Raw genomic sequence first — 20273 nt, forward strand, 5'->3', positions numbered from 1 at the left:
TGGGGCGATATTTTGGACGATCGCCCTGACAAAAGTGCAAAATGAAGTAAGTTAAACACCGTGCTTTCCTTATGCCCACCTCGATCGCCGACTCGAAAAATCTGCTGTCAGACTTAATGGCACGCTACCGCCACCAAGTCGATTATCTGGCAATTCGACTGGAAGAAGCCGAAGGCACCGACATCCTGCTGCGGGGCGAAAAAATTGAAACCCTCAGCGAAGGAGTCTCAATTGGCGGCCAAGTCAGGGCTTGTCACAAAGGCGGCTGGGGCTTTGCCAGTTTTAACCGACTTTCCACCCTCGCCGAAAGAATCGAAGAAGCCATCGCCGCGGCAAAACTGATCGGCGAAGAAGAAACGATCCTGGCGCCAGTTACGCCAGTACAAGACATTTGCTTGCTGCCGCTGACAGGAACAGACCCCCGTCTGGTTCCCCTAATTGACAAAAAGCAATTGTGCGATCGCTACGCGGCCATCCTCCGCAGCATTGACCCCCGCATCGCCACAATCTCCGTGCGCTACGGCGACAGCACCCAGCGCATCATCCTCGCCACCTCCGAAGGCACCATGCTAGAACAAGGTTGGGCAGACATGGAAATGCGCTTTGCCGCCACAGCCCGCAGCGGGGAAACCGTACAAACCGGCCGCGAAACTACTGGTTCCCGCAAAGCTTACGAAGATTTAACCGATCTTGATGTTCAAGTTCGCAGCGCCGCCCAGAGAGCCGTAGATTCCCTAGCCTTACCCCCCGTCCAAGGCAACACCTACACCGTCGTCATCGACCCGATTTTGACCGGATTATTCGTCCACGAAGCCTTCGGACACCTTTCCGAAGCCGACATGGCCTACGAAAATCCCGACATTTTGGAAATTATGACCCTCGGTCGCCAGTTCGGCCCCAAAAACTTGCAAATTTTCGACGGTGCAGCGCCAGAGGGACACCGGGGCAGCTATTTCTACGACGACGAAGGCACTCCGGCGACTACTACTCAGTTAATTAAAGACGGCGCTTTAGTCGGGCGACTGCACTCGCGGGAAACGGCGGGTAAATTGGGAGAAACGCCTACTGGTAATGCTCGCTGTTTGAATTATCATTATCCGCCGATCGTCCGCATGACGAATACTTGGATCGAACGAGGTGACACGCCAGTTGCAGACTTATTTTCTGGAATCAAAGAAGGGGTTTATGCGCGCAATTGGCAAGGCGGCACGACTAACTGCGAAATGTTTACTTTCAGTGCCGGCGAAGCTTGGATGATCCGCGACGGAAAACTAGACAATCCGGTGCGGGATGTTACTCTTTCGGGTAATGTTTTCAGCACTTTAGCTGATATTGAGGCGATCGGCGACGATTTCTACTGGGATGAATCCGGCGGCTGCGGCAAGGCAGGGCAAAGCGGTTTGCCCGTCGGCTGTGGCGGCCCGAGTTTGCGGATTCGCGATGTCGTTGTTGGTGGCGAAGCTGCAGAAGAAGATTAAGGCTGCAAAAGTTGAAAAAAAAGGTAAAGCGTAAGATTCCTACTCGCGCTTTACCTTTCTTTATTTTTTGAGTGCAACATTTCCCGCCCGTTGGTGTTGTCTGATATCTTGAGGACGCTTGGCCAAAAAACCGGAATAGCGAACAATTATGCCTTGACTCGTCAAATACCGCTGAAAAATCGGTTTTTTGCTACGCAGTACGTAAGTCCGCAATTAATGGCTCGAAATATTCAATTTTTCTCTTCTTATCCCAATTTTATATTCTCCCATTCTCCCTCTAATTCCCCGCAATTATCGCTTTTTAGGCTTTATCTTTCCTCCCATCCCCTGGTTGTGGCGGCGTATCTTGGCCGTTATCGTACAAGCTTTGAGTCTCAGCTCGAGTGGTTAAAATTTCTGGAGCAGAGTTGTCTTGAGCAAAAAAGGTCGATCGAGTTTCTAAGCTTTGAGCATTAACTGCGCCAGCACTCAGTAACAGGCTTGACATCAGGATGGAAGAGTAAACGCGCATCATAAATTTTGGTGTTTGTATTTTCCCCTTCTTGATACGCAGTCTGTACTCTGCTATCAGGATAAAAAAATAATTGTGGCGAAGTCATCAATTAGTAAGTGACTGCACCTGCAATTTTTTTGATTTTTGGTTAAAAGCGGGTGAAATCCATCATCTAGCTCGCTTGTTCGCTGGTAATTTCTAGTTATCTGCTACTGGCGGGCCACCAGCAGAACTCAAGACCATGTTCAAAAAAATAATGCTACTCTTCTATGCCCGTATTCCCAACCCTGGTAGTTATAAATCATTCCCAAATCTAAAATCTAAAATCTAAAATCTAAAATGGTATCGCCCCTGGAATCCTTTTGAAACAGTCTTCCAAGAAAGAAACAAAAACCGCCAATTGTAAAGTTTTACTACTTTTATGATTAACTCGATAATTTATTGAGGTGAAGCGGCAACCCGGGGATTAAAGACACAACAGGAGAGTACCCAGGCGCGCCATCAGCACGTTACATATAAATATCTTGGTGAATGAGATTCCTTAAAGGGGGCAATGCCTAATTTTTCACCAGAAAACGAGCGAGAAGCCCCTGGCTTTAGACATGGGGAGGAAAGCGGCTGCGACTTCAGTCGCCTTGAATCAAAATCCATAGGAATAGCCATCTTTTTTGTGAATAGGTCTGCAATATTTATGGCTAATTCCTGCCACCCTTCCCTGGATTGTGGCAATGTCGAACGAACCGGATGCACGACAAAGAACTCGTCCCACGTAGGAACCAACTTTCTTGCCTGCGGTGACGGTAGCGCCAATGATATCACCAGTTTGAAACCCAAAATGTATTTGCTTTCTCGATCTATGCCGAATTGGGAAGCCAAATCGATTTGTGCCACACATTTGCCGAGCACCATGTCCTGCTGCTTTAATTAACAGCGGTCGAGAAGTCAGTACCTTCAAATTTTCCACTTGACCTACGCAAGCAGCATCTAACCAGTGGAATTTAGGCAGATTCAATCGAGTACGATTGAACTTTGTTAAACCGCCACTACCAGTAGAAACGGGTAAGCCAGTCATGCGGAGTCGATTAAATAATGCCCAGCGAGTTGAATTAACTGCTGTTGCGTCTTTCAAAGGTCGCTTTGCTTGGGATAAAACCCGCTTTAAAATCTCTGGCTTTTTAGATAGGAATTGCTCAACATCTTGAGTACCCTTCTTTTTGTTGCAAGCATCGCAAGCAAGGCAAAGATTAGAAATGCGATTAGATCCGCCTTTAGCTTTGGGATGGATGTGTTCGACTTGTAGCGGTATATCAGTACTTCCGCAATACGTACACTTTCTGTCCCATTTGTTTAGTAGGTATTCGCGGATTTCGTAACCGTATAGAACTCCTTGCTGGTATTCCAATCCACTAATCTCTGGGTTTTCTATTTGCTGTAAGTCAAATCGCACAAGTTCTTGAAAAATAGATGCAATGGGAGCAAGTTTCATCAATCTATTTACCCAAGTCAAGGTTGTTTCGACACGATGCTGCAAGCTTGGAGCTAACCACCCTTTAGGACGAGTTCTGTTCAAGAATCTAGCTGGACGATAGCGGGTATGGCGGTTTCTCCTGCCTCTACGCAGTGAACGGCGAGATTCCAGACAGGCTTTAATAGCTTGTCCTCGGTGTGTTAGTTCTGCGCCAAAGATTACCTGCTCCCCTTGTAGCAATGCGATTCCAGTAGTTCTAGAACCCGGGTCTAATTTAAGAGTGATTGGTTTTTGAGGTGCTGTTACCTCTATTTTCAGAATTATTGTGAATGGATATTTTTTGAAAACGGCAGCTTTGCCCGTGGTTAGTAATTTGCGAGCCAATCCTGGGCGGATTGGATTTAGTGGGCGTTTCTGACTGTCAATGACGAAAACGAAATTAGACACAAAGTCCTCCATTGCTGGGTAAAGTTCGCTTCGAGAATGTTTTAAGAGCTTGTTATGCCAAAAGCACTGGGTTAACCCCTGCTAATCCTGTTTAACTTTTGGCGATAGAGCGAAAAACTAGCGTCGCATTCTTCGGTATCATGACTCTAAAAACGTAGGTCTAATCCTGTCTCTGGTAAGGTTCGGGCTTTCTTCTTTCACCGCTGGCGATCGAGCCGGACTTCCTAAAAGCCCCCGCTTTTAAGCGTGGGGTTCCTTACATTAACTTCATAAATGGTTGCTATTGTATTTTTAAATAAATTGTGAACCTTTTATTTTTTCTGATCTTTTCTGATCTGGCTTTGTGACAAGAGCGCTGACGCGCCACTCCGAAAGAGGAGTCGAAAGCGGTTGGGGAAAAAAAGCCCGTTCACAAAATCGTGGAGTCAATCTCAAATCTCAACTCTCAAATCGAACTGCCGCGCAGGAATTAAAAAAACCAGGTTTTAAAACTGATATCGCCGAGTCAATCTCAAGTATCAAATCTCACAGCGACTGACTTGCACATCTACCTGCAGGAATAGCGAGTCGAGGGTTGACGAGTTGTCCAAAATAACGTCAGCTTGTTGACACTTTTGAGCTAGTGGCAACTGGGCGTTAATACGGGCATTAGCTCGATCGTAACTTAAGCCGTCTCGCTGCATTAGTCGTTCTAACTGCACTTCGGGTGAACAGTACACTACCCAAATTTCGGTACACAAGTCAGTCATGTTAGCTTCAAACAGCAGCGGCACTACCAAAACCAAAGTCAACGTGTCAGCCTTGGCACAGAAACCGGGTTTTTTTTCAACAATACTCGGTTCTAGCTTGTGGTCAAACAAGTCGGTTTCTTGAGTCTTTGTACTTAAATCCTGTGTCCCTTGGGATACCAAACTCGATGCAGCAATGCAGCTTTGAGTTTCCTCAACTAATCGGCGGCGCACGTAAGGGTGAATCTGTTGTTCCAACCACTGCCGCTCGTCTGCGTTACAAAAAATAATACTTCCCAACTCTGGCCGATTTAAATTGCCGTCCGGGAGCAAAATACCCGCGCCGTATCGTTTTACAATAGAGTCAAGTATTGGCGAACCGGGGTTCACAGCTTCGCGGGCGTAAATATCGCCATCTAAAATCGGAAATCCACAGGCATCTGCCAGATAATTAGATATAGCGGTTTTACCCGTGGCGATGCCCCCAGTTAAACCGATCCGACGGACAATTAGATCGCTCATAATTTTCTCTGTTTAAACTTCCTGTGTTTCGACACTTACTGCCAGTCTTTGCTATGTTGGTGACACAATCAAATTTAGACTTAAATTTTAAGATTTGCGATCGAGAGTTCGCGTTAAGAAGTGTCAGCATAGGGGTGCGATCGACTCTTTTTTACCTAAAATCTCAATTTTCAACTCGAATTAAGGTCTAGACCGAGGCAAACTTATGAATGCTCAACGTGCTGTGCGGTCGATTCTGGCAGCAATTCCCTTTGCTGGATTTTTGATATTAGATTTTTTCCCCAACCTGGTTTTCCTCAAAGAAAACAGCAGGGGATGGGTACTGGTGGCAATTTATCCCCAATCTCAAATTGCTGCAGCACAATCCATTACTCCAGCCCCAGACGGCACCGGAACCACTGTCACCGCGCCAGGTACAGGGTCGCCTCCTCGCTACGACATTAAAGGTGGCACTACCTCCAGAGACGGAGCAAATTTGTTCCACAGTTTTACTCGGTTTGGTCTGAATGCTGGCGAAACTGCCAATTTCATCTCCAACCCAAGCGTTAAAAATATCCTCGGCCGCGTTGTCGGGGGCGACGCTTCCTTAATTAACGGCCTAATTCAAGTTAGCGGCGGCAATTCTAATTTGTTGCTGATGAATCCCGCAGGCATTATCTTCGGAGCAAATGCCCGACTCGATGTGTCCGGGTCTTTTTTTGCTACCACCGCTAGCGGTATCGGTTTTGACAACGGCTGGTTCAACGGTACTGGGGCGAACGACTTCGCGGCCCTCGTCGGAACGCCGAATGCTTTTGTTTTTGGCCCACAGCCCGCGAGTATTGTCAATGCCGGTAACTTGGCTGTCGGAACCGGGCAAAATTTGACTTTGCTCGGCGGTACGGTGATCAGTACGGGCCCACTTTCAGCCCCAGGCGGTCAAATTACTGTGGTGGCGGTTGGAGACAAAAATCTGGTGCGGTTTAGTCAAAACGGACTTTTGCTGAGTTTAGAAGTTTCTCCAGCAGCCGGAGTGTCGGGTTCCGAAGGTGTTCCCTTCTCTCCGCTGAGTTTACCTGGACTGCTTTCGGGCCCTGGCGTGGCTAACGCTACGGGTATAACTACGAACGCTCAAGGTGAAGTCGTGCTCACAGGCGGCCAAACAGTGCCTGCAGGTGCTGGAACTGCGCTGGTAGCGGGTTCTGCGGACGTGTCTGCCAGGGGGGGCGTCGGAGGCAGCGTCAACGTGTTGGGCGACAAGGTAGGGCTGTTTGGAGCGAAGATTGAGGCTTCGGGGCCGGACGGTGGCGGAACGGTGCGGATCGGGGGAGATTACCGAGGCGAGGGAACTGTGCCGAATGCCAGGATGACTTACGTGGATGGCAAAAGTTCGATCGCAGCCAACGCAACTGAATCAGGCAACGGCGGCCGAGTTTTGGTCTGGGCTGACAACACAACAGCATTTTTGGGCAGCATCAGCGCAAAGGGCGTTTCTGCAACGGGAACCGCAGGTGTTGGGGGGTTTGTGGAAGTTTCGGGCAAGCAAAGATTGATTTTTAACGGTAATGTTGATACCTCTGGGACAAACGGTTTGGGGACTTTGCTGTTAGATCCAGACAATATTTTCATTACAGATTCCCCAGAAGCTGCGGGCGATGCGGAAATAATTGCCAACAATAATATTTTGGCAACAGGAACGCTACCAGGACAGGAAAACAATTCTGAGCCTTCGCTGACAATTTCGGCTACAGCTTTGGAAAGTATGTCGGCTACGTCAAATGTGGTTCTCGAAGCCCTCAATGATATTACAATTGCTGATTTGGCGGACAATCAGTTGAGCTTTCAAGCAACTACTGGTTCGGTAACATTTAGAGCAGATGCCGATCGCAATGGTGCGGGTGCTTTTTCTATGAATGCGGCCGATACAATTAGCACCGGTGGCGGTGCGATCGCCCTGGAGGGAAGTCAAATTACTGCGGGCAATTTGTCAAGTAACGGCGGAAATATTAGTTTGATTAGTCCGGGTTCGACTGTTGCAAACAATATTTCTTCATCCAATCCCAGCACCGGCAGCAGCGGGAATATTGCGATCGAAGGCCTGAACGTAACGGCCCAAAAACTTGATGCCAGCGGCCCGGAAGCGGCGGGAAATGTAACTGTGACGGCTCGGAATGTTCTGGGGGTTAGCTCGATCGCAGCGGGTGCTGGAAACATTACTTTGACTGGTAATGAAATTAATTTCAAAGGCGACAAAAATTCAGTCAGCGGCACTGGCTTTTTGGTACTGCAACCTTGGAACCCCGGTCAAAATATTGCGATCGGCGGTTCTGGAGATGTCGGCACTAATATTTATTTGAATCTGACGGCAAACGACCTCGGAAGTTTGCAAAATGGATTTGCTGGAATTACGATCGGCCGCAGCAACGGTATCGGTTCAATTCTGATGGCCAACGATTTCACATTTTACGATCCGCTAATTATTCAATCGCCAGCGGGTTTGGGAACAATCACTACCACAAGTTCCCTGACAGGGGCCGACAATGCCTCAATTACTCTCAAAGCTGACGGCAATATCCGTACCGGAAATATCACTACCAACAATCAGGAAATTCGCATCGTCAGCACCGCAGGCAATGTCACAACCGGTCAGCTAGTTACTGGAACTGCGCGCACTATCAACACTTCTGTCAATTCTTCCCAAGATATACGCAATTCGGCGGGAGATGTTAGTGTTACCGCACAGGGCACGGTGACGGCCGGGGCGATCGACACGAGGGGCGATCGCGCGGGGAATGTGACGCTGACGGGACCTAATGGAGTCACTGCGGGCGCGATCGAAGCTGGCGGCTCGAAAAGACCGGGAAATATTACTTTAACCGGCAGCGAGATTGACTTGACGGGTGACAAAAATTCGATCGCCAGCAAGGGCAATCTGGTGCTGCAACCGGCCGATCCCAGTCAAAATATTATAATTCAAGGTTCTGGCGATACAGAAGCTCTGAACTTGACTGCTGCTGAATTGAACACTTTTCGGAATGGGTTTGCTTCGATCGCGATCGGACGTTCTGACGGTAGCGGTGCGATCTCGATTGGTTCTCCAGCGCCAAATTCAACGCCGAATTCAACGCCAGTAGCGGTGACATTTCAAGATCCGACGACGATTCAATCGCCGTCGGGCACGGGGGCGATCGTGGGAACGGGTGCGATCGTCGGCACTGATAACGCTACGATCTCTCTGATGGGCGGTACTGTAGCCGTCGGAGATGTTACCTCGACTGCGGGGATTAACATCACTAGCAGTCAAGGCAAGTTGACTGCTGGTACGGTTTCATCTCGCTCAACTTCCGGGGTGGCGGGCCCTATCAATATTCGCAGCGCCGGTGCGGTAGAAACCGGCAACATCGATGCTTTTGGTGCCAGAAGCGGCGGAGATATTTCGATTGCGGCGCCGGGCCGGATCGTTACAGGGGTGATCAATTCGAGTTCGCAGTCGGGAAGTGCGGGTTCGAGCCAAATTACCGGCCAGAAAAATGTTGAAGTTGTTTCGATCAAAGCTCGCGGCAATACGGGCGGCGATGTGGCAATCGAAGCGGGGGGAGCGTTTCTGGCTGCGGGAACAGGAACGGCTGCTGAGCGCGCCCAGGTCAGCATTTCTACAGACGGGCTGGCTCGATCGGGTTCACAGACGCTGCTGCAAAGCACTTGCTCGTCGGGAACCTGCACGGCGGCGACTGTTGGGACGGGAAACTTGAAGTCGAACACTGCGACTTCCTCAACTGCGATCGGGCCGCTGGCGATCGTGCCGAGTCCGGCACCAACTACCACCGTGGAACTGAAAACTACAGCCAATTCTCAACAAATTGTGACTCAGGTGAGTCTCGGCCCCGCAGCGCAGGTGCCCAAGAGCACTAACGCAAATGTCTCGCCAGAAGCTGCTGCTGTCTCTTTTGAGGATCAGTCGAACGAGAATGCTGCCGGCTCGGTACTGCTGTCGCCGTCGGTGTTACAAGACAATTTAGGCGCGCCTGCGACGACAGAAAACGGCACCTTGCAGGCAACTTCACAGAAGTCGGCGAGTGCGGTAACAGCAGAAAGTATCGGGAATGTGAGGGTTCCTGAGATTTCTCGATCGAACTCGATCGCGCAAATAAATCCGATCGACGCAGTGCAGCAAAGGGATAGAACTCAGGGCCGGGAATTTGAACGTTACTTTGGGGGCACTGTCACTGAAAAGTCAGTCACGCAGCAAAGTATTCGAGATACTCTCAGCAGCGTCAATCAGTTGACTGGGGTTAAACCGGCCATCCTTTACGTGTGGGCGAAAGAAAAACATTTAGAACTTGTGTTGTTATTGCCAGACGGCAAAAATGTTTTTAAAAGCGTGCCTGCAAGCCGCGAGACAGTCTTGCAAGTTGCTAAAAAATTCACTAATGCTATCAGAAGTCCCAGGAGATTGAATACTGCTGACTACAAGCAACCTGCCGAGGAACTTTACCAGTGGTTAATTGCACCGCTGCAACCGGAATTGGAGGCTAACAAGATTGACACCTTGGTGTTTTCGATGGATGTCGGTTTGCGAACTTTGCCTTTGGCTGCTCTTTACGACGGCAAGCAGTTTTTGGTAGAAAAGTACAGTTTGGGCTTGATTCCGAGTTTGAGTTTAACTGATACTCGCTATGCCGATGTTAAGGGTTCTGAAGTGTTAGCGATGGGTGCGTCGAATTTTCCTGCCAAATACGATCAAAATCCTTTGCCTGCGGTGCCACTGGAAATATCGACAATTGTGGGCAAGATTTGGCCGGGTTCGTCTTTTCTCAATGAAGCTTTTACTTTGGCAAATTTGAAGCAGAAGCGCAATCAACCGCAATACAAAATTATTCATTTAGCTACTCACGGCGATTTTCAGCCTGGGGGAGCCCAAAATTCTTACATTCAGTTTTGGGATACTAAGTTGCGGTTGGATCAGTTGGATCAGTTGAAGTTATCTAACCCGCAGGTGGAGTTGTTGGTTTTGAGTGCGTGTACTACGGCGGTGGGGGACGAACAAGCTGAGTTGGGGTTTGCAGGGTTGGCGGTGCACGCGGGGGTAAAATCAGCTTTGGCGAGTTTGTGGTATGTCAGCGATGTTGCTACTTTGGGGCTGATGACTGAGTTTTACCAGGAGTTGCGTACAGCGCCGATTAAGGCTGAGGCTTTGCGGCAAGCGCAGTTGGCGATGTTGCGGGGAGAAGTGCGGTTGCAAGATGGTTATTTGGTACGATCGGGCAACAATCAAGCTCTGCCTTTGCCGTCGGAGTTGGCCACCAGGGGTGATCGAAATTTCTCGCATCCTTATTATTGGGCTGCTTTTACCATGATCGGTTCGCCTTGGTAATTCTGAAGGAAGAGGGTGCGATGCCCAAAAAACCGGGAGAGAACAAGTCGCAAAACTCGGAGGGTGGGAATACCTAAAAAAGTGCGGTCACTCACACTAGAGACCGCGACCTCAACATCCAAAACGGGATAAAATGGAACAATAAAATTTTAAAAAAAACTCGACTGCTAGCGCCAGAAATATTGAGCGTCTATAGCGGTTCTCAAAAAAGTGAGGTATGCCCACGGAGGCCTATGCCCTATGCCCTATGCCCTATGCCCTATGCCCTATGCCCATGAGTACCTCATATGAGAGCTCGAAAGGCTATACAAGTCTTTACTAAAAACTTTTAGCCCCGATAAATTATGATAATTCAATCAAAAAGTTTCGATTACCCAACAACAATCGCTCTTGGTTATCAAGCCATAACGCTCGGCGGTGAGAATAAACTCATTGGGAGCCACGCTTTCTCCGTTTTTCTCTACCATTCTTAACAAAATTTCCTAATGATCTAATGATGGGTTAGAGATAATAAAGCCAATCTTTTGGGAGTAGAGACAAAAACGATTGGTTTCTAACGCACGGCTGATTTTGGAAATCAAGTGCGTCTCACCACGTTGTCTAATTATATTAGTTCGCCATCATCTAGACGATAAACATGAACACAGTTGCGACCTTTGCCTTTGGCAGCATAACAAGCTGCATCAGCCGCCCCCATAACCTCCATCAAATCAGGGCTGTCTTGGTTAATGGCAACAACTCCAATACTGACCCCGATGATAAAGGTTTTGCTATCCCAAATAAACCGAAACTGATGCACTATGTCTTTGAGCTTTTCCGCAATCTGAGTTGCTTTAGAGAGGGGACATTTAGTAAGCAAAAGACCAAATTCATCACCTCCCAAGCGAGCCAGTGTGTCATTAGCGCGGACTCCCTTTTGTAAAAGTCTAGTGATTTGGCGCAGTAGCTCATCGCCAGCAATATGACCTGCGGTATCGTTAACGACTTTGAACTTATCTAAATCTAAATAACAGAGAACGTGCTGCTGATTGCTATCTTGAACAGAGGCGATCGCCTCAATTAGTCGCTGCTCAAATCCTCGACGGTTGATTAAACCCGTCAGAGCATCGTGATTGGCTTCCCAAGAGAGTTGACGAGCAATATTGCGCGATTCGGTAACATCATGAAAGACGATGACTGCCCCGATAATTTGACCTTGGCAGTCTCGAATGGGTGCTGCTGAGTGTTCAATGGCATACTCAGTCCCATCGCGCGCAATGAGTATAGTATGGTTAGCTAACCCCACAATTCGCTTCTCCAATAGAGCCTTGTCGATCGGATTCTCTAATGGCTTTCGCGTTACTTCATTGACAATTTCAAAGACTGTAGACAGGGGGAGTCCCTTAGCCTCATGAGCCTTCCAGCCTGTCAGTTGCTCAGCGATAGGATTGAAAAATCGCACATTACCTTGAGCATTGGTAGTAATAACTGCATCACCAATCGATTGGAGAGTCACTTGAGCGAGTTCTTTTTCGGCAAAGAGGGATGCTTCGAGACGTTGGCGTTCTTCCATTTCTCTCAAGAGACGTAAATTCTGCTCTTGGAGGCTTTGTTGCAACCGTCGAATGGTTAGGTGAGTTTCGACACGAGCTAATACTTCTTCGACTTGAAACGGCTTAGCAATATAATCTACGGCACCAACAGCAAGCCCCTGAACCTTATTGAAAGTTTCATTGAGAACACTCAAAAAAATTATCGGAATGCCTGCGGTTTGCTCGTCAGATTTTAATTGTTTACAAACTTCATAGCCATCAAAATCGGGCAATTTAATGTCGAGTAAAATTAGTTCCGTCCCTGGCGATTGGGCGGCTCGGATCGCCATTGCGCCTGTTGTGGCACAGCGAACTTTATAACCCTGTGCGATCAAAGTACGGCTCAGAAGACGCAAGTTATCAGGCAGATCGTCAACAATTAAAATATTGCCGCGGTAGTTGGTATGTGGCTCGCTAACTCTATCGCTAGTTCTATCGAGAATCCTACTCCTTTCCATAGTTTGTTGCCAGAGGACTATAAGCCTATGAATAAGAGTATAGTTGAATTATTAGGTTATAAACTCACTTTACGCAGCCAGAAGTCCTGCGATCGCACAGTTCGAGGAGTGGCACGCTGGCACAGCCCATACAAAATCTGACTTGTGGAGGTAGGGAGAATCCCCCGTGGTTGCCCTTCTTTGTTTTGGCTAACATTAAAAGGACATTTTTTTAACGCAATCTGCTGTATGAACAAGCACATTTCTGAAAGGGCAAGTCTACTCGTCATTGCGATCGGATGTCTCGTGCTGCTAGATTGGCAATTTGACATCTCCCTACTCAAAAGCGGTTTTCCCGGTAAGACTTCGATGATGAAGCGGGCAATGGCAGAACTCAATCGCTAAGCACTTCAGCACTCATGAATAATTCAGGTTAGGTATGATTACACAATTTTTTGAAAGTGGAGGATTCATTCCTCATGGTCACTGCTATCTCTGGCAAACAAATTTAGTAGGATTACATATTTTATCCGATGGTTTAATTGCTTTAGCTTACTACTCCATCCCAATCATGCTAATCTACTTTGTGCGACAGCGCCCAGATACTCCTTTTCCGAAAGTATTATTTCTGTTTAGCGCCTTCATAATTGCCTGTGGTACAACTCATATCATGGAAATTTGGACGCTTTGGTTTCCTACTTATTGGGTTTATGGAGGACTTAAAGCTATTACTGCTCTGATTTCTGTATATACTGCATCTGAGCTAGTATTTTTAATTCCATCAGCCTTAGCTTTACCTAGTCCAGCTCAACTTATTGTGGCGATTCAAGCCTTAGAGAAGGAGATCGATGAGCGCAAGTGGGCTGAAAACGAACGCAAACAAATTGAGGTGGCTTTACGAAAGAGTGAAGATCAGTTTCGCAATGCCTTTGAAAATGCGTCCATTGGAAAGGCGATCGTTGCACTTGATGGGCACTGGGTTAAAGTCAATCCTGCCTTATGTCAGATTCTTGGCTACTCCTCAGAAGAGTTGTTAGCGTTAACTTTCCAAGACATTACGCATCCTGACGATTTAGACCTGGATCTTAGTTATGTACATCTGCTATTAGCAGGAACAATTTCAACTTACCAAATGGAAAAACGGTATTTCCATAAACAAGGACATATAATTTGGATTGTTCTTAATGCCTCGCTAGTACAAGATGAACAGGGAAATCCACTGCATTTTATTTCTCAAATCCAAGACATTACCGCTCGAAAAGAAGCTCAAAAGGCGCTAGAGCTTCAGAGTCTTATTATCCATAACATGGCAGGTGGAGTGTGTTTAGTTAAAGCCTCAGACCTCACGATCGTCTACACCAATCCTAAATTTGACGCTATGTTTGGCTATGCAGAGGGTGAACTCGCCGGTCAACCCGTTGGTGTAATAAATTACGTCGATACAGAGGTTACACCCGACGAAACCGTTGAAGATGTTGTTGTTAAACTCGCTCGGGACGGAGAAGCACAATATGAAGTCCACAATAAGAAAAAAGATGGAACTCTCTTTTGGTGCAGGGTTCATACGTCTAGGTTTGAGCATCCTGAATATGGAACTGTATATGTTGCCGTTCAGGAGGATGTGACAGAGCTAAAACAAGCTGAGCAAGCCTTGCAATCTACCACAAATCGCCTCAACTTTCTCCTGAACTACAGCCCCGTCGTTATTTTTGGCTGTCAACCTTATGGCAATTATGCAGCAACGTTCATGAGCGAAAATATCAAAGATGTATTGGGCTATGAAAGGATTGATTTTTTAGAAGATTCTGACTTTTGGGTGCATAACTTACACCCAGATGATTTAGAACGAGTGGTTAATGGCTTAGACAATCTATTCGTCAATGATTTTTATTTCCATGAATACCGTCTTCGTCGCTCAGATGGGGTTTATCGCTGGATACTCTGTCAACTCAGACTAATTCGAGATCCTGCAGGTAGACCAGTGGAAATGTTGGGATATTTAATTGACATTAACGATCGCAAACAAGCCGAGTTGGAACTTCAGCAAGCTAAGGAAGGAGCAGAAACAGCAAACCGAGCCAAAAGTATGTTCCTGTCCAATATGAGCCACGAACTCCGTACTCCTCTCAATGCTATTTTGGGATTTACGCAATTGATGAGTTACGATCCTGTTCTGACTCCCGAACTCCAAGAATATCTGGCGATCGTCAATCGTAGCGGCACACATTTATTGGCATTGATTAACGACATTTTAGATTTATCTAAAATAGAGACCGGAAAGATGACACTCTCTCTTTCTGACTTTGACCTAAAATCTTTGCTGATTTCTATTGAAGAAATGTTGCAAATTAAAGCCAAATCGAAAGGATTGAAACTAATTTTCGATATCGACCCCAATCTTCCCCAATTTGTGCATACCGATGAGCACAAACTGTATCAAGTCTTAGTCAATCTGCTCGGTAATGGGATTAAGTTTACTAATAAAGGAAGCGTCACATTACGAGTAAGATCGGAACAGAGCGACCAAACGTCCTGTCACCTATATTTTGAAATTGAGGATACTGGAGTGGGAATTGCTCCAACAGAAATTGAGAGTTTATTTAAGGCGTTCGTGCAAGCTGAAGCGGGGAATAAATTGAATCAAGGTACTGGTCTAGGTTTAGCTATCAGCCAAAGATTTGTCCAACTCATGGGTAGTCAGATTCGGGTTCAAAGCACATTGAATCAGGGCAGCATTTTTTACTTTGAACTTGGGGTAAAGTTACCTCAAGCAGTCTGCCTTGCCTCAGAATTGCTTAAACAAAGAGTAATTGGTATAGTTCCAGGACAACCAACTTACCGCATCCTTGTGGTTGAAGATATAGACGAAAATCGCCGCTTATTGGTCAAACTTCTTACCTCAGTCGGTTTTGAGGTGCGCGAAGCAACACAGGGAGTTGAAGCACTATTCCTGTGGGAAAGTTGGTCCCCACACCTGATTTGGATGGATCTACGAATGCCGATCATGGATGGCTACACAGCTACCAAACGCATTAGAGAACACTCTCAGGGACAAGAGACTGTCATTATTGCTTTAACTGCCAGTGCTTTTGAAGAAGATCGAGAGAAAGCTCTTATGGCTGGTTGTGACGACTTTATGAGCAAGCCATTTCAGGAATGCCTCGTCTTTGACAAACTCGCTCAATACTTGGGAGTAGAGTACATCTACACAGTTGTAGGAAAAGATCCCCAAAAACTATCTGTTGATTCTTTATCTCCAGAAGATCTAGCCGTGATGTCCTCTCAGTGGTTAGAAGAAATGTATCAAGCTGCCTACTATGTTGATCCTGAAGCCATGAACGAGCTAATCCAACAAATTCCCGCATCTAAATCAACCCTTTCCAGTTCGCTAATTGATTCTGTCAATAACTTTAACTATGACCAAATTGTGGAGTTAATTCGACCTCTGCTCCCGAATCCAGTTTAGCGATATAGTTTAAGGACAAAGAAGCTATAGCCTTTCTCAGTAACATGAGGTGTACGCTTGATAAGCGGGCATTGGGCATTGGGCATTGGGCATTGGGCATTGGGCATATCTCACTTTATTGAGAACTGTTGTATAGCGATCTAAGAACTGGCTAGGGAGTATCTCAATGAAAGCAGCCAAGCTAGAAATTGGATTTTTGAGGCTCTATTGCTGCGAGGAAAGAGTCAGAAGGAAGGAGCCAGAAGAAGTGTTTTTACAGATATGAGATGCTCCCCTCCCGATCCAAGTCGCTCTGACTTGCATTCCTCACGAAGAAATGGTAACGGTTATTTTATTTATTGAAGATGATATAATAAGTCAAAATTGAATTCTGCTAATTCCAAATTTTTTGCAAATTGAGAACAAATCCCGGTAAAACATTTTCCCCAGAAAGGGTGAGAGGAGATTGTAAAACTTCCACATCTTGACCGGGGCGATAAATTTCAACTTCGCGTTTTTTGCGGTTAATCAGCCAACCCAAACGGCAGCCATTTTCCATATACTCTTGCATTTTTTCCTGAGTCTTTTTTAAGCTGTCCGTTGGGGAGAGAATTTCCACAGCAAAATCGGGACAAAGCGGGATAAATTTTTCTCTTTGTTGAGGTGTCAAAGCTTCCCAGCGAGATTTCTCTACCCAAGACGCATCGGGAGAGCGATCGGCTTTATTGGGCAGAGTAAATCCTGTTGAGGAATCAAAGGCTTCACCGAGTTGGGTTTGTTCGTTCCAAAGTCCAATCTGTAAGTTGAATTTTGAGTTGCTTCTTCCCGTTTCTCCTCCGGTTGGCGGCATGACAATTAATTCTCCGTTGGCGTTGCGTTCGAGTTTCAAGTCTGGGTTTTCTTCGCACAGTTGATAAAACTGTTCTGAAGTTAGTTTAATCAGGGAGTTGAGGTTTAAGGTGATAGCAGTCATTGTTATTTACCTGCTGTTTTTATGAACTTGATTAAGAATTAAAAATGGGATTAGTCATTTTTAATTCTTAATTCTTAACTTCTAATTTTACTGCAATTGCTTGATTCTGTTGAGCGCGTCTTGATAGGCGCTGGTTCTGCCGCCTTGTTTGTAAAGTTCTGCTGCTTTTTGAAAGTCGGCAATTGCCTTCGGTTGGTTTTTTTGATCTAGGTAGGCTAGAGCCCTGTTGTAGTAGGCGTCAGCAAAGCCGGGATTGGCTTCGATCGCCCGCGTGTATGCTGGAATCGGGTTAGTGCGTGTATCGGGAGTGCTGGCGATGGTGATGGCATTACCAATATTGAAATGCAATTCCGGTGTGTTGTTAGGTTTGAAAGAGAGTGCTTTGTTGAAAGCCTCGATCGCCTCGAAAGTAGATCCCTCATCTAAGTACACCAGTCCTCGAAAATAAAAGGCCTCAGCGTCTTTTGGGTTGAGGGTGGATAGGGGAACTGCGGTGGGGGGAGAATTGTCTACTTTCAAATCGGATTTGTTCATTCCCGCCGCCGCCAGTTTCGCCATAAAAGTATTGATGGGAACTGCTGCATTAAATCCCGTTTTAATCGGGGCGACTTCGCCGGAGCTCGTTTGCGCGAAACCAAATTCCCCTTGTCCGTGTAAACCGATGACTCGGCCTTCGGAGTCAAAAACTGGGCCGCCACTCATGCCACTCCAGGTTACGGCCTGATACCGCAAAGTGTAACCTTCCGGGCGGTTGCCGGGGCGGCTGGTAACGAGTCCGGGAGAGAGTTCTGGTTCTCGTTCAGCGCCAAAAAGTCCGCCCGTAGCGGGGTAGCCGTAAACGAAGATTTGAGTGCCGATGACGGCTTGATCGGAATCTGCGATCGTCGCGACTGGATATTCTTCGGGGCTTTCAAATTTGACTACGGCTAAATCCGCCTCTGTTTCGGCTGTTTGCAGCCCGGTGACAGAGGTTGCTTGATAGTTTTTGCCTGTGGAGGTGCGAACTGTGTATTTGAGATCGGGTTTTTCGACTACGTGGTTAACTGTTAAAACTGTGTAAGTTTTGCCGTTTTTGGCAATAATTACGCCAGAACCGTCTCCTAGGGAACTGTTAATTTGTACTGTCAGCGGCCCGGCAATGTTGGCGACTTGTTGGGGAGTTTTGGCGATCGCACTTTGGCTGATGATTATGGTTAGGGCAGCCGTAGTTCCTGCTAGCAAGGTGGTTAAGGTGTCGAAACGGGAAAAATTTACGTTCATGGTAGTTGCTGATTATATTAATTAGCCTAGTTGGAAATTCAAACATCAAAATGAATAGCTTCATTTTGATGTTTGAACTCTTAAAGGCTAAGTTTATTGCAACTGTTTGATTCTGTTAATTGCGTCTTGATAGGCGCTGGTTCTTCCGCCTTGCTTGTAAAGTTCTGCTGCTTTTTGAAAGTCGGCAATTGCTTCCGGTTGGTCTTGGTTGTCCAGGTAAGCTAAAGCTCGGTTGTAGTAAGCGTCGGCAAAACCGGGATTGGCTTCGATCGCCCGCGTGTATGCTTGAATAGCAGTGGAACCGCGTGTGGGACCGAGTTGGGGCACGCTGGCGGTCATGAAAGTGCGGGCATTACCGATATTAAAATACAATTCAGGGGTATATTTGGGCTTGAAAGCGAGTGCTCTGTTGAAATCGGCGATCGCCTCCCAAGGCTCTCCTTGATCTAACAGCGAAAGTCCTCGAAAATAATAGGCTTGGGCGTCTTGGGGATTGGCGGTGGATACGGGGCCGATCGTTGCGGGAGTATTGTCTACTTTCAACTCGGATTTGTTTATTCCCGCCGCCACTAGCTTGGCGATAAATGTATTGATGGGAACTGCTGCATTAAATCCGGTTTTAATCGGGGCGACTTCGCCGGAACTCGTTTGGGCGAAACCGAATTCGCCTTGTCCGTGTAAACCGATGACTCGGCCTTCGGAGTCAAAAACTGGGCCGCCACTCATGCCGCTCCAAGTTACGGCCTGATACCGCAAAGTGTAACCTTCCGGGCGGTTGCCGGGGCGGCTGGTAACGAGTCCGGGAGAGAGTTCTGGTTCTCGTTCAGCGCCAAAAAGTCCGCCCGTAGCGGGGTAGCCGTAAACGAAGATTTGAGTGCCGATGACGGCTTGATCGGAATCTGCGATCGTCGCGACTGGATATTCTTCGGGGCTTTCAAATTTGACTACGGCTAAATCCGGGTCAGTTTCGGCGGTTTGCAAACGGGTGACGGAGGTTGCTTGATAGTTTTTGCCTTGAGACGTGCGAACGGTGTATTTCACGTCTTCTTTTTCTACGACGTGGTTGACTGTTAAAACTGTGTAAGTTTTGCCGTTTTTGGCAATAATTACGCCAGAACCGTCTCCGAGGGAACTATTAATTTGTACTGTCAGCGGCCCGGCAATGCTGGCGACTTCTTGGGGGGTTTTGGCGATCGCGGGTTGGCTGATGACTATGGTTAAGGCTGCGGTAGTTCCTGCTAGCAGGGTGGTTAAGGTGTCGTAACGAGAAAAATTTATATTCATGGCTATTGCTAATTAGTAGCTGGGTAGCGGGATTTGGTGGAGGAAGGGCGATCGGCGGTTTGTGCTTTTTTCTGTGTAGTTTTATTACTGGCTTGACGCAAAGGATCTCGGCTTTGTTCTTTAGTGATAATTTTACTCGCTTTTTTGTTCCTCGATTCCCTTTTTCACTCTAGGGTGCTTATGGGCGCACCTTACTTAATCTCGATGAAGGCTGCCCAACTTACTTATTAAAACTAAACAATACATGACTCAAACTCGGTGCTTAATTCTTCCTTAGTCATCGTTCCCCGCGTGACTCGCATGACTAAATCATATACTCCATCGTCCGTCAAATTCAGAGCGCAACCATTCAAACGCAAAAAGGTATCCATCACTGCAAAAGCCGTTCGTTTATTGCCGTCAATAAAGGGATGATTCATCGCTATGTGATAGAGATAGGCGGCAGCTTGTTCGCTAATCGTTGGATGCAAAAAAAACCCGCCAAAAGTGGCTTGTGGCTGAGCCAAAGCCGACTCTAACAAGCCTTCGTCTCTGACGCCGGGAGTGCCGCCAAATCTCTCTATCTGTCTGGCGTGGATACTTAAAACCATACTTTTGCTGACAAAATTAGGAGTTGGCAAGGCGACGGTAAACCTCCTTTCTTTCGCGTTCTGAATCTAGATATGCCTGCCATGCTTTGGCTTCGAGTTTTTGTTGTTCTTCTTCAGTCTTTAAGGAACGGACAAATTCAAGCACTTTTAGCAGCAATGGTTCTGATACTTGGTCGAGTTCTTGAAGAAGTTGGTCTTTTGCGGTCATGTTTCTTTCCTCCTAG

13 protein-coding genes are annotated in these 20273 nt (G+C 47.0%); 4 read left to right on the plus strand and 9 right to left on the minus strand.

What is annotated here, in order from left to right; all coding sequences use genetic code 11:
* Positions 1-71: 71 nt before the first annotated feature.
* Positions 72-1478 (plus strand): TldD/PmbA family protein, encoded by a 1407-nt coding sequence (locus QUB12_RS08345; protein ID WP_333143414.1) that lies wholly within the window; start codon positions 72-74, stop codon positions 1476-1478.
* Between the two features lie 301 nt (positions 1479-1779).
* On the opposite strand, the gene patX is transcribed toward QUB12_RS08345, so the two are convergent.
* The 3 genes from patX to coaE all read right to left on the minus strand — a co-directional run bounded on the left by patX (position 1780) and on the right by coaE (position 5136).
* The gene (gene patX / locus QUB12_RS08350; protein WP_333306336.1) at positions 1780-1992 is read right to left on the minus strand and encodes a heterocyst-inhibiting protein PatX; all 213 of its coding nucleotides are present in this window, start codon (positions 1990-1992) and stop codon (positions 1780-1782) included.
* A gap of 619 nt (positions 1993-2611) precedes the next feature.
* A complete protein-coding gene (gene iscB / locus QUB12_RS08355) occupies positions 2612-3886 on the minus strand; it encodes an RNA-guided endonuclease IscB (RefSeq protein ID WP_333306338.1) in 1275 nt (424 codons plus the stop codon).
* A gap of 518 nt (positions 3887-4404) precedes the next feature.
* Positions 4405-5136, minus strand: coding sequence for a dephospho-CoA kinase (gene coaE, locus QUB12_RS08360; protein WP_333143412.1), 732 nt, complete (start codon positions 5134-5136; stop codon positions 4405-4407).
* 205 nt (positions 5137-5341) lie between these two features.
* Here coaE and QUB12_RS08365 point away from each other — a divergent pair, with 205 nt between their 5' ends.
* Complete coding sequence (locus QUB12_RS08365) at positions 5342-10489, plus strand: CHAT domain-containing protein (RefSeq protein ID WP_333306340.1); 5148 nt, start codon at positions 5342-5344, stop codon at positions 10487-10489.
* Positions 10490-11093: 604 nt separating this feature from the next.
* On the opposite strand, the gene QUB12_RS08370 is transcribed toward QUB12_RS08365, so the two are convergent.
* The gene (locus QUB12_RS08370; RefSeq protein WP_333306342.1) at positions 11094-12518 is read right to left on the minus strand and encodes a diguanylate cyclase domain-containing protein; all 1425 of its coding nucleotides are present in this window, start codon (positions 12516-12518) and stop codon (positions 11094-11096) included.
* Between the two features lie 228 nt (positions 12519-12746).
* Between QUB12_RS08370 and QUB12_RS08375 the strand changes: the two genes are divergently transcribed.
* Both QUB12_RS08375 and QUB12_RS08380 read left to right on the plus strand, forming a co-directional pair.
* Positions 12747-12902 carry a hypothetical protein gene (locus QUB12_RS08375; protein WP_333306344.1) on the plus strand — a complete coding sequence of 52 codons (156 nt, stop codon included), beginning with the start codon at positions 12747-12749 and terminating at the stop codon, positions 12900-12902.
* Between the two features lie 34 nt (positions 12903-12936).
* Positions 12937-15963 carry a PAS domain S-box protein gene (locus tag QUB12_RS08380; protein ID WP_333306346.1) on the plus strand — a complete coding sequence of 1009 codons (3027 nt, stop codon included), beginning with the start codon at positions 12937-12939 and terminating at the stop codon, positions 15961-15963.
* Between the two features lie 373 nt (positions 15964-16336).
* Here QUB12_RS08380 and QUB12_RS08385 read toward each other — a convergent pair whose 3' ends face one another.
* From QUB12_RS08385 to QUB12_RS08405, 5 genes are all read right to left on the minus strand, one after another.
* Complete coding sequence (locus QUB12_RS08385; RefSeq protein ID WP_333106196.1) at positions 16337-16915, minus strand: Uma2 family endonuclease; 579 nt, start codon at positions 16913-16915, stop codon at positions 16337-16339.
* A gap of 87 nt (positions 16916-17002) precedes the next feature.
* Positions 17003-18175, minus strand: a complete 1173-nt coding sequence (locus QUB12_RS08390) for a tetratricopeptide repeat-containing serine protease family protein (RefSeq protein ID WP_333306348.1) — start codon at positions 18173-18175, stop codon at positions 17003-17005.
* 93 nt (positions 18176-18268) lie between these two features.
* Positions 18269-19459, minus strand: coding sequence for a tetratricopeptide repeat-containing serine protease family protein (locus QUB12_RS08395; RefSeq protein ID WP_333306350.1), 1191 nt, complete (start codon positions 19457-19459; stop codon positions 18269-18271).
* A gap of 233 nt (positions 19460-19692) precedes the next feature.
* Positions 19693-20049 (minus strand): type II toxin-antitoxin system death-on-curing family toxin, encoded by a 357-nt coding sequence (locus tag QUB12_RS08400; protein WP_333306352.1) that lies wholly within the window; start codon positions 20047-20049, stop codon positions 19693-19695.
* 16 nt (positions 20050-20065) lie between these two features.
* Complete coding sequence (locus tag QUB12_RS08405) at positions 20066-20257, minus strand: DUF2281 domain-containing protein (RefSeq protein ID WP_333306354.1); 192 nt, start codon at positions 20255-20257, stop codon at positions 20066-20068.
* Positions 20258-20273: the final 16 nt, after the last annotated feature.

This window comes from Microcoleus sp. B7-D4, assembly GCF_036705125.1.
Lineage (GTDB): Bacteria > Cyanobacteriota > Cyanobacteriia > Cyanobacteriales > Microcoleaceae > Microcoleus.

Bases quoted from the DNA above. Each gene is read 5' to 3' on its own strand.
- QUB12_RS08365 (WP_333306340.1), top strand. From the start codon at position 5,342: ATGAATGCTCAACGTGCTGTGCGGTCGATTCTGGCAGCAATTCCCTTT.
- QUB12_RS08395 (WP_333306350.1), bottom strand. From the start codon at position 19,459: ATGAATATAAATTTTTCTCGTTACGACACCTTAACCACCCTGCTAGCA.
- QUB12_RS08405 (WP_333306354.1), bottom strand. From the start codon at position 20,257: ATGACCGCAAAAGACCAACTTCTTCAAGAACTCGACCAAGTATCAGAA.
- patX (WP_333306336.1), bottom strand. From the start codon at position 1,992: ATGATGCGCGTTTACTCTTCCATCCTGATGTCAAGCCTGTTACTGAGT.
- QUB12_RS08400 (WP_333306352.1), bottom strand. From the start codon at position 20,049: ATGGTTTTAAGTATCCACGCCAGACAGATAGAGAGATTTGGCGGCACT.
- QUB12_RS08390 (WP_333306348.1), bottom strand. From the start codon at position 18,175: ATGAACGTAAATTTTTCCCGTTTCGACACCTTAACCACCTTGCTAGCA.
- QUB12_RS08345 (WP_333143414.1), top strand. From the start codon at position 72: ATGCCCACCTCGATCGCCGACTCGAAAAATCTGCTGTCAGACTTAATG.
- QUB12_RS08370 (WP_333306342.1), bottom strand. From the start codon at position 12,518: ATGGAAAGGAGTAGGATTCTCGATAGAACTAGCGATAGAGTTAGCGAG.
- coaE (WP_333143412.1), bottom strand. From the start codon at position 5,136: ATGAGCGATCTAATTGTCCGTCGGATCGGTTTAACTGGGGGCATCGCC.
- QUB12_RS08375 (WP_333306344.1), top strand. From the start codon at position 12,747: ATGAACAAGCACATTTCTGAAAGGGCAAGTCTACTCGTCATTGCGATC.
- QUB12_RS08380 (WP_333306346.1), top strand. From the start codon at position 12,937: ATGATTACACAATTTTTTGAAAGTGGAGGATTCATTCCTCATGGTCAC.
- QUB12_RS08385 (WP_333106196.1), bottom strand. From the start codon at position 16,915: ATGACTGCTATCACCTTAAACCTCAACTCCCTGATTAAACTAACTTCA.